Annotated in this window: 5 protein-coding genes; 4 read left to right on the forward strand and 1 reads right to left on the reverse strand. The window is 64.7% G+C overall.

Going from position 1 to position 8,282, the window contains the following annotated elements:
* Positions 1 to 7 precede the first annotated feature (7 nt).
* Positions 8 to 3,835: a YhdP family protein gene (locus ACVOLR_RS10930; RefSeq protein ID WP_481536430.1), complete on the forward strand. Its 3,828-nt coding sequence runs from the start codon at positions 8 to 10 to the stop codon at positions 3,833 to 3,835.
* Between the two features lie 47 nt (positions 3,836 to 3,882).
* Entirely contained in the window at positions 3,883 to 5,328 is a 1,446-nt protein-coding gene (gene tldD / locus ACVOLR_RS10935; protein WP_481536431.1) for a metalloprotease TldD, read from the forward strand.
* Positions 5,329 to 5,550: 222 nt separating this feature from the next.
* Here the strand turns inward: tldD and yjgA are convergent, their stop codons facing one another.
* Positions 5,551 to 6,144 (reverse strand): ribosome biogenesis factor YjgA, encoded by a 594-nt coding sequence (gene yjgA / locus ACVOLR_RS10940; protein ID WP_481536432.1) that lies wholly within the window; start codon positions 6,142 to 6,144, stop codon positions 5,551 to 5,553.
* Between the two features lie 135 nt (positions 6,145 to 6,279).
* On the opposite strand from yjgA, the gene pmbA reads away from it, so the two are divergent.
* Positions 6,280 to 7,647, forward strand: a complete 1,368-nt coding sequence (gene pmbA, locus ACVOLR_RS10945; RefSeq protein ID WP_481536433.1) for a metalloprotease PmbA — start codon at positions 6,280 to 6,282, stop codon at positions 7,645 to 7,647.
* 104 nt (positions 7,648 to 7,751) lie between these two features.
* Entirely contained in the window at positions 7,752 to 8,123 is a 372-nt protein-coding gene (locus ACVOLR_RS10950) for a DUF4870 domain-containing protein (protein WP_481508404.1), read from the forward strand.
* Positions 8,124 to 8,282: the final 159 nt, after the last annotated feature.

An 8,282-nucleotide genomic window follows, 5' to 3' on the forward strand; every position in this document is an offset into this window, starting at 1 on the left:
TGAGCTGATGACCACGTTGTTGCGCCACCGCCTGCGCCGCTTCCGTCGCTATGCCTTGATGGCATTGGCGATCGCGTTGGTGTGCGTAGCCTTGCTGGTCGGCACCGTCAGTCAGTTGCTGCCGCTGGTGGAAGCGCATCCGGATAAGGTTGCTGCCTGGTTGAGTGAGCGTGCCGGGCAACCGGTTGCGTTCGATAGGCTGGACACCCGCTGGACCCGGCGCGGCCCCATCCTGCAGCTCGATGGTTTGCGGGTTGGGCAGGGCGAGGGTGTACGCATTGGCCAGGCCGAAGTACTGGTGGCGGTGTATTCGGGCCTGCTGCCCGGCGCGCCGCTGACCGAGCTGCGCCTGCGCGGGCTGGCGCTGACCCTGCAGCGGGCTGATGACGGCCGCTGGTCGGTGCGAGGTTTGCCCGAGTCCAAAACCGGCGGTGATCCACTGGACGCCCTGCGCAGGCTAGGCGAGCTGCAGGTGATCGGTGGCCAGCTGCAGATACAGGCACCGTCCATCGGGCTGCAGACCCGCATTCCACGTATCGATCTGCGCCTGCGTGTGGACGGTGAGCGTCTGCGGGTAGGGGCCAAGGGCTGGATCGATACCAAGGCAGCACCGGTCACCGCGGTATTGGATTTCCAGCGCCAACGCGGTGATGGCCAGGCCTGGTTCTCGGCCGATCCGGCCGAGCTGGGGGCGTGGTCCGAATTGCTGAAGTTTGCCGGGGTGCAGCTGCGCCAGGGCAAGGGCGAACTGCAGAGCTGGGTACAGCTGCAGGACAACCGCGTAGTGGCGGTCAGCGCCGAAGGCGAGCTGGACGATGTGCAGCTTGCCGGTGCGCCATTGCAGGGCGCTGCCGCGCCAAGCGTGGCCTTCAACAAGCTGCAACTACGCGCGCGTTGGAAGGCGATTGACGGTGGCTGGCGGCTGGACGCGCCCGCGCTTAGGATTGCCACCGACAGCACGACCCAATCACTGGACGGCTTGCTGCTGGCCGGTGGTAAACACTATGCGGTGCAGGGCAAGCAGCTCGATGCCGGCCCGCTGCTACAGGTGCTTGCGCTCAGTGATCGCTTGGAGCCCAGCCTGCGGAACTGGCTGCATCGTTCCAAACCGTCGTTGAAATTTGCCGATATCAGTGTTCTCGGTACTGCTGATGGCCCCTTGCGTGCCAGTGGCGAGCTGCTGGATGCCAGCTTTGCACCGGTTGCCGGCAGCCCCGGTGTCAGTGGTCTGCGCGGTCATTTTGAAGGCGACGCTCAGGCGTTTTCGCTGGGCCTGAAGCCGGATCACGTGGTGCGTTTCGATTGGCCTACCGGCTTTGGCGTGCTGCATGAGCTGCAGCTTTCTGGCGAACTGGTCGGCTGGCGCGAAGGCGCCGGCTGGCAGGTGGGTACACCGGCGCTGCGGGTGCAGGGCCAGAACTATGCCGCTGATGTGCGCGGCGGCCTGTGGTTCCAGGGCGACGGCACCCGGCCGTGGATCAACCTGGCCGCCAAGATCGACGATGTGCCGATGACCGCTGCCAAGCAGTTCTGGGTGCGCTCAAGCATGAGCGATGCGGCGATTGAGTGGCTGGATGCGGCATTGGTGGATGGCACCCTGCGCGGCGGCACCGGTCTGGCTGTCGGTGACCTGGATGACTGGCCATTCACCGGTAACAACGGTCGCTTCGAGGCGGGCGGGCATATCGATGATGGCTCGATCCGTTTCCAGCAGGATTGGCCGCTGATGCAGCACGTCAATGCCGATATCAACTTCATCGGTGGTGGTTTTGATTTGAATGGCCGCGGCGATCTGGCCGGGGTCAAGGTGGATCGTCTGCGTGCGGGTATCGCCAGCTTTGCCGACTCCAAGCTGGTGGTACAGGCCAGCACCGTTGACGAAAGCGCGCGCCTGCTGGCGATGCTGCGGCAGAGTCCGTTGCAGGCCAGCTATGGCGACACCTTGGACAATCTGAGCGTGGCCGGCCCCGCTGCAGTCAATTTCGATCTGCTGCTGCCGCTGCACCACGATGGCGGCGGGCACCTGCTCGGCGATGTCGATCTGCGTGGCGTGCGCATGGCCGATAAACGCTGGGATCTGCAGTTCGAGGGTGTGAGCGGCAAAGCCCAATACAGCAGCGATGGATTTGACGCACCGGCGTTGCAGGTGCGGCATCAGGAACGCGACGGTGTGCTGGCGCTGCGCGCCGGCAAGCCGGTCAAGGACCCCGCGCATGCCTTCGAGGCCGAGCTGAGTGCGGATCTGGATGCGGGCAAGCTGCTGGACCGTGCGCCGGAGCTGGCTTGGCTCAAACCCTATGTGCACGGCACCTCGGCATGGACGGTCGGTGTAAGCCTGCCCAAGGAACAAGCAGGTGCACGCACTGGCCCGCCCACCCTGCTGACCCTGCGTTCGGACCTGCAGGGCACCCGCCTGCAGTTGCCCGCGCCATTGAACAAGCCGGCAGCCGATGCCTTGGCAACCACCGTGCAGGCGGCCTTGCCGATGGGGGCGGGGCGGATCGATGTGTCCTTCGGCAAGCTGATGGCCTTGGCTGCGCGCAGCCAGAACGGCAAGACTGGCGTGCAGGTCACGATGGGCAGCGACACCGTCGATCACGAGCCGCCGGCCGATGGGCTGGTGGTCAACGGCCGCACCCCCTCGCTGGACGCGCTGGAGTGGATCAGCCTGGCGCGCGGCGGTGACAGCGACGGCAGCGACGGCAGCGACGGTGGCGTGGCGCTCAAGCAGGTTGATGTATTGGCTGATCAGCTGTTGATGGTGGGCGGGCGCTTCGCGCAGACCCGGCTGCAGCTGCGGCCCGGTGCCGATGCGGTTGCCGTGCAGCTTGATGGGCCGGCACTGGCGGGCAATCTGCGCGTACCTACCGCCGATGGCGGCACGGTCAGCGGGCAGCTGGCACGGGTCTATTGGCAGGCGGCGACGGCGGCAACGACCGAGTCCAGTGACACCCCGGCAGCGCCTATCAATCCGGCCAACATCCCACCGCTGGCACTGGATATCGACGACCTGCAGTTCGCCACGATCAAGCTCGGCCAGACCCGCCTGCGCACGCGCCCGACCAGTGACGGCCTGCAGGTGCAGGAGCTGGCAATCCGCGCGCCCAAGCAGGTCATCGATGTGCACGGCGAGTGGCGCGGCATGGGCGCGCAGGCCCGAACCCAGGCAACGGCACAGGTACAGAGCGAAGATCTGGGTGACCTGCTGCAGCGTCTTGGCTATGCCGGGCAGCTGCGTGGCGGCCAGGGCAAGGTGAATCTGCAGGCTGGCTGGCAAGGCGGTCCGATGGCGTTCAACATGGCCACGCTGGAAGGTGGCATGGACATGAACCTGCGCAACGGTCAGCTGCTGGAAGTGGACCCCGGCGCCGGCCGGGTGCTAGGCCTGCTCAGCGTGGCCCAGCTGCCACGGCGCCTGCTGTTTGATTTCCGCGACCTGTTCTCCAAAGGCTTGGCGTTCAACCATGTTGAAGGCGCGATGCGCTTTGGCAACGGCCAGGCCAGTACCGACAAAATCGCCATTGAGTCGTCGGCGGCGGAGATCACCATTCGCGGCCAGGCTGACCTGGTCGCGCAGCAATTCAACCAGACCATCGATGTGAACCCGCGCTCGGGCAACCTGCTCACCGTGGTGGGCGCGGTGGCCGGTGGTCCAGTGGGTGCCGCAGTGGGCGCTGCGGCCAACGCGGTGCTGGGCAAACCACTGGGCGAGATCGGCTCCAAGACCTATAAGGTGACCGGGCCATGGAAAGATCCCAAGGTCGAAGTGCTGGACCGTGACGCCGCCCGTCTGCCGCCCCCGCTGGTTACGCCCGGCGCGGCCAGCAACCCCTGAATCAGTGCAGGCTTGCAAGAGGCAGGCCTGCCCCCATCTGGATAGTCATGACCGAAAACGCTCTCTCGCTCGCCGAAACCCGCCTGCTGCTGCCCGCAGGACTGGATGCCAATCGCCTGGAACGCACCTTTGGCACCTTGCTGGGGCCGGGGATCGATTTTGGCGATCTGTACTTCCAGCATTCGCGCCGCGAGAGCTGGAGCGTGGAGGACGGCATCGTCAAGGACGGTGCGCATTCGATCGAGCAGGGCGTGGGCGTGCGTGCGATTGCCGGCGAAAAGACCGGCTTTGCGTACTCCGACGATATCCAGCCGGCAGCCCTGCTGGCCGCCGCACAATCAGCACGTGCCATCTCCCGCGAGGGTGGTGAGCAGAACGTGCGCTCGCTGGTGCGTGGCAGTGGCCGCGCGCTGTACCCGGCGCTGGACCCGGTGGACAGCATCGGCAATGAAACCAAGGTGGAGGTGCTCAAGCGCCTGGACCGCTACCTGCGTGCCGCCGACACCCGCGTGCAGCAGGTGATGGTGAGCCTGTCCGGTGGCGTCGATACGGTGTTGATCGCGCGCAGCGACGGTGTGCTGGCCGCTGACGTGCGCCCGCTGGTGCGCTTGAACGTGCAGGTCATCGTGGAGCACAACGGTCGCCGCGAATCCGGCTATGCAGGCGGTGGCGGCCGTTACAGCTATGAAGAATTGTTTGCCGGTGATCGCCCGGAAGCCTTCGCCCGCGAAGCGCTGCGTCAGGCACTGGTGAACCTGGAAGCCATTCCGGCGCCTGCTGGTGTGATGCCGGTGGTGCTCGGCCCCGGTTGGCCTGGCGTGCTGCTGCACGAAGCGGTAGGCCACGGCCTGGAAGGCGATTTCAATCGCAAGGGCACCAGCGTCTATGCCGGCCGTATCGGCGAGCGCGTGGCGTCGCCGGGCGTGACGATTGTCGATGACGGCACCCTGGAAGGCCGCCGTGGCTCGTTGAATGTTGACGATGAAGGCACCCCGACCCAGTGCACCACGCTGATCGAAGACGGCATCCTGGTCGGATACATGCAGGACACGCTCAATGCGCGTTTGATGGGCGTTGCGCCAACCGGTAATGGCCGTCGCGAGTCGTTCGCGCACATGACCATGCCGCGCATGACCAATACGTACATGCGTGCAGGCAACCACGACCCGGAGGAGATGATCCGTTCGGTGAAGAAGGGCTTGTACGCGGTCAACTTCGGCGGTGGCCAGGTCGACATCACCAGCGGCAAATACGTGTTCTCGGCGACCGAGGCTTACCTGATCGAAGACGGCAAGATCACTGCGCCGGTGAAGGGTGCGACCCTGATCGGTAACGGCCCGGAGACCATGCAGAAGGTGCGCATGATCGGCAACGATCTGGCACTGGATGAGGGTGTGGGTATCTGCGGCAAGGACGGGCAGAGCGTGCCGGTCGGTGTCGGCCAGCCGTCGTTGCTGATTGATGGGCTGACGGTGGGTGGTACGCAGGCTTGAGGGGCGGCTAAAGCTGAAGAGCCCCCTCATCCGCCCCTTCGGGGCACCTTCTCCCGCTTGCGGGAGAAGGGACAGCTGGCATTTGGGGCGGGCCCGAGATTCGCTCAGGTAGCAGTGATTCAATCCCTTCTCCCGCCTGCGGGAGAAGGTGCCCCAACGGGGCGGATGAGGGGAAGCTTTCCGCTACAGAACCAAACCCACAGCAAAGCCCCTCAATCAAGATCAATCCTGCTCGTCGTCGCCATCCACATCATCGGCATCGTCATCGCCAGCAAACTCAGCGGCCGCGCTCAATACCGGCACCAGCATCAGCTCGCGCAGTACCTGATAGATCTCGCGGTAGGCGCGCGGCGGCTTGTTCTTGGCCTTCTCGGCCAGTGCGTTGCGCACCAGCGTGCGCAGGGCTTGGCGGTCGGCTTCCGGATGTTCGTCCAGCAGTTCGCCCAGCGCTACATCGCCTTCGGCCAACAAGCGCTCACGCCAGCGTTCCATGCGGTGCATGATCGCCACTTCACGGCGAGAGGTCTCGCTGTTTGCGTCCAGCGCGTTGCGGATCGCGTCCAGCGTCTCGTCTTCCTCGCGGCGCATCTGCTTGGCCAGGAAGGCCAGCTGACGCTTGCGCGCGCCGTGCGAAGTAATGCGCTTGGTGTACTCGATGTGTTCCAGCAGACCTTCCGGGATCGGCAGGCGCGCCAGCTGGGCGGGGGTCAGCTCTACCAGGGTTTCGCCCAGCGCCAGCACTTCCAGCGCTTCGCGCCGGTTCTGGCTACGGCTTTCGCCCAAAAATTCACCGGTTTCTTGATCGCGTCCGCGCATCGCACTGCTACCTACTAAACTTCATGACAGGAAAGCCAGGCGCTCGCCGGGCTCCACGAAAAATCCACGTCACGCCGCCGCCAGTCATGCAAGACCGGGCAGATGTGAAGGGATTTGGCCACCAAGGATAAAGCATTGAAAGCCATAAGCACCGATAAGCCTGCCGCCGACGACAGCCTGCAGCGCCTGGAACGCCTCACCGGCATCTCCCAGCGCCTGCTGGAACGGGCCCGCGCCATGGGCGCCAGCCAGGCCGAGGTCAGCTGCAGCGAGGACCGCGGGCTGGATGTGAATGTGCGCCTGGGGGAGGTGGAGACGGTCGAAGCCACCCACGACCGCGGCATCGCGGTGACCGTGTACTTCGGCCAGCGCAAGGGCAGCGCCAGTACCGCCGACCTGCAGGAAGCCAGTCTGGAGGCCACCGTGGCCCAGGCCTGCGCGATTGCCCGGCATACCGAAGATGACCCGGCCTCCGGCCTGGCCGATCCGGCGTTGATGGCCACCGAGTTCCCCGATCTGGACGGCTGGCATCCGTGGGAACTCAGTGCCGAGCAGGCGCTGGACCTGGCGCTGGCCTGTGAATCGGCTGGTCGCGACAGCGACAGCCGCATCAGCAACTCCGACGGCGCCTCGGCGTCCACCGCGCAAAGCGTGTCGGTGTACGCCAACTCGCACGGCTTCATCGGCCGTGACCGCAGTAGCCACCATTCCATCGGCTGTGCGCTGATCGCGGGCCAGGGCGATGGCATGCAGCGTGACGGTTGGTATACCAGCGCGATTGCCCGCGAAGACCTGGACGATCCGGCGGCAGTAGGCTTGCGCGCGGCCGAGCGTACCGTCGCCCGGTTGCAGCCGCGATCGTTGCCGACCGGCGAGGTGCAGGTATTGTTTGCTGCGGAAATGGCGCGCTCCTTGATCGGCCATCTGCTCAGCGCGGTCTCCGGTGGCGCCTTGTATCGCCGTGCCAGCTTCCTGCTCGACAGTGTGGACACCCAGTTGTTCCCGGACTGGTTTGCCATCGATGAACTGCCGTTGCTGCGCCGCGGCCTGCGCTCCAGTTCCTACGACGGCGAAGGCGTTGCGACCCGCAACTCGGCCTTGATTACCGATGGCGTATTGCAGCGTTACATCCTGGGCAGTTACTCGGCGCGCAAGCTCGGCCTGCAGACCACGGCCAATGCCGGTGGCGTGCACAACCTCAAAGTGAAGGCCAATGCTGGTGACCGCGCATCCATGCTGTCGGGTATGGGAACGGGGCTGCTGGTGACCGAACTGATGGGGCAGGGCGTCAATGGCATCACCGGAGACTACTCGCGCGGTGCCGGTGGCTTTTGGGTGGAAAACGGGCAGATTGCCTACCCGGTGGACGGCATTACCATCGCCGGCAACCTCAAGCAGATGTTTGCCGGCATTGAAGCGGTGGGTAGCGATGTGGACAAGCGTTCGCATGTTTCCACCGGTTCGATCCTGGTGGGGAAGATGACCGTGGCAGGTAATGATTGACGGAGTCTTGCCAAACAGCGGACTATTCTTACGTGGGAGCTAATGTGCTCCCTATAGTTGTCAGCCATTACGGATAAACCCTTTACAAGGATCTTGGGGAAACAATGAGCGATTACCAGACCACTCCGCCGCCGGCACCGACCAGCGCAGGCGCTTCCGACGACAACAGCATTGCGATGCTGGTGCACCTGTCGGGCATCTTTTTCAGCTTCATCGTGCCGTTGATCGTTTGGCTGATCAACAAGGACAAGCCGGAAAAGGCCTTCTTGAACGCCAACTCCAAGGAAGCGCTGAACTTCCAGCTGACCCTGCTGGGCGCCTACTTCATCAGCGGCATCCTGATGGTCGTGCTGATCGGCTTCCTGACCTATGCCGTGGCATGGATCGGTGGCCTGGTGTTCGCGATTCTTGCTGGCCTGGCTGCCAACAAGGGCGAGACCTACCGCTACCCGATGACCATCCGCCTGATCAAGTAATCGGCGCGATGTTTGTCTGACAAAAAGCCCGGGGATTCCCGGGCTTTTTGTTTGTCTGCGGAAGCAGTAGATGGCCTTTTGTAGGAGCGGCGTCAGGCCCGCAGCCCAAAGCGTCGCGGCCCCCCGCGCGGGGCTGAACCGCAGCACACCCCTTGGCCC

It is taken from the genome of Stenotrophomonas sp. STEN030 (assembly GCF_056759995.1).

Bases quoted from the DNA above. Each gene is read 5' to 3' on its own strand.
- ACVOLR_RS10930 (WP_481536430.1), top strand. From the start codon at position 8: ATGACCACGTTGTTGCGCCACCGCCTGCGCCGCTTCCGTCGCTATGCC.
- tldD (WP_481536431.1), top strand. From the start codon at position 3,883: ATGACCGAAAACGCTCTCTCGCTCGCCGAAACCCGCCTGCTGCTGCCC.
- yjgA (WP_481536432.1), bottom strand. From the start codon at position 6,144: ATGCGCGGACGCGATCAAGAAACCGGTGAATTTTTGGGCGAAAGCCGT.
- ACVOLR_RS10950 (WP_481508404.1), top strand. From the start codon at position 7,752: ATGAGCGATTACCAGACCACTCCGCCGCCGGCACCGACCAGCGCAGGC.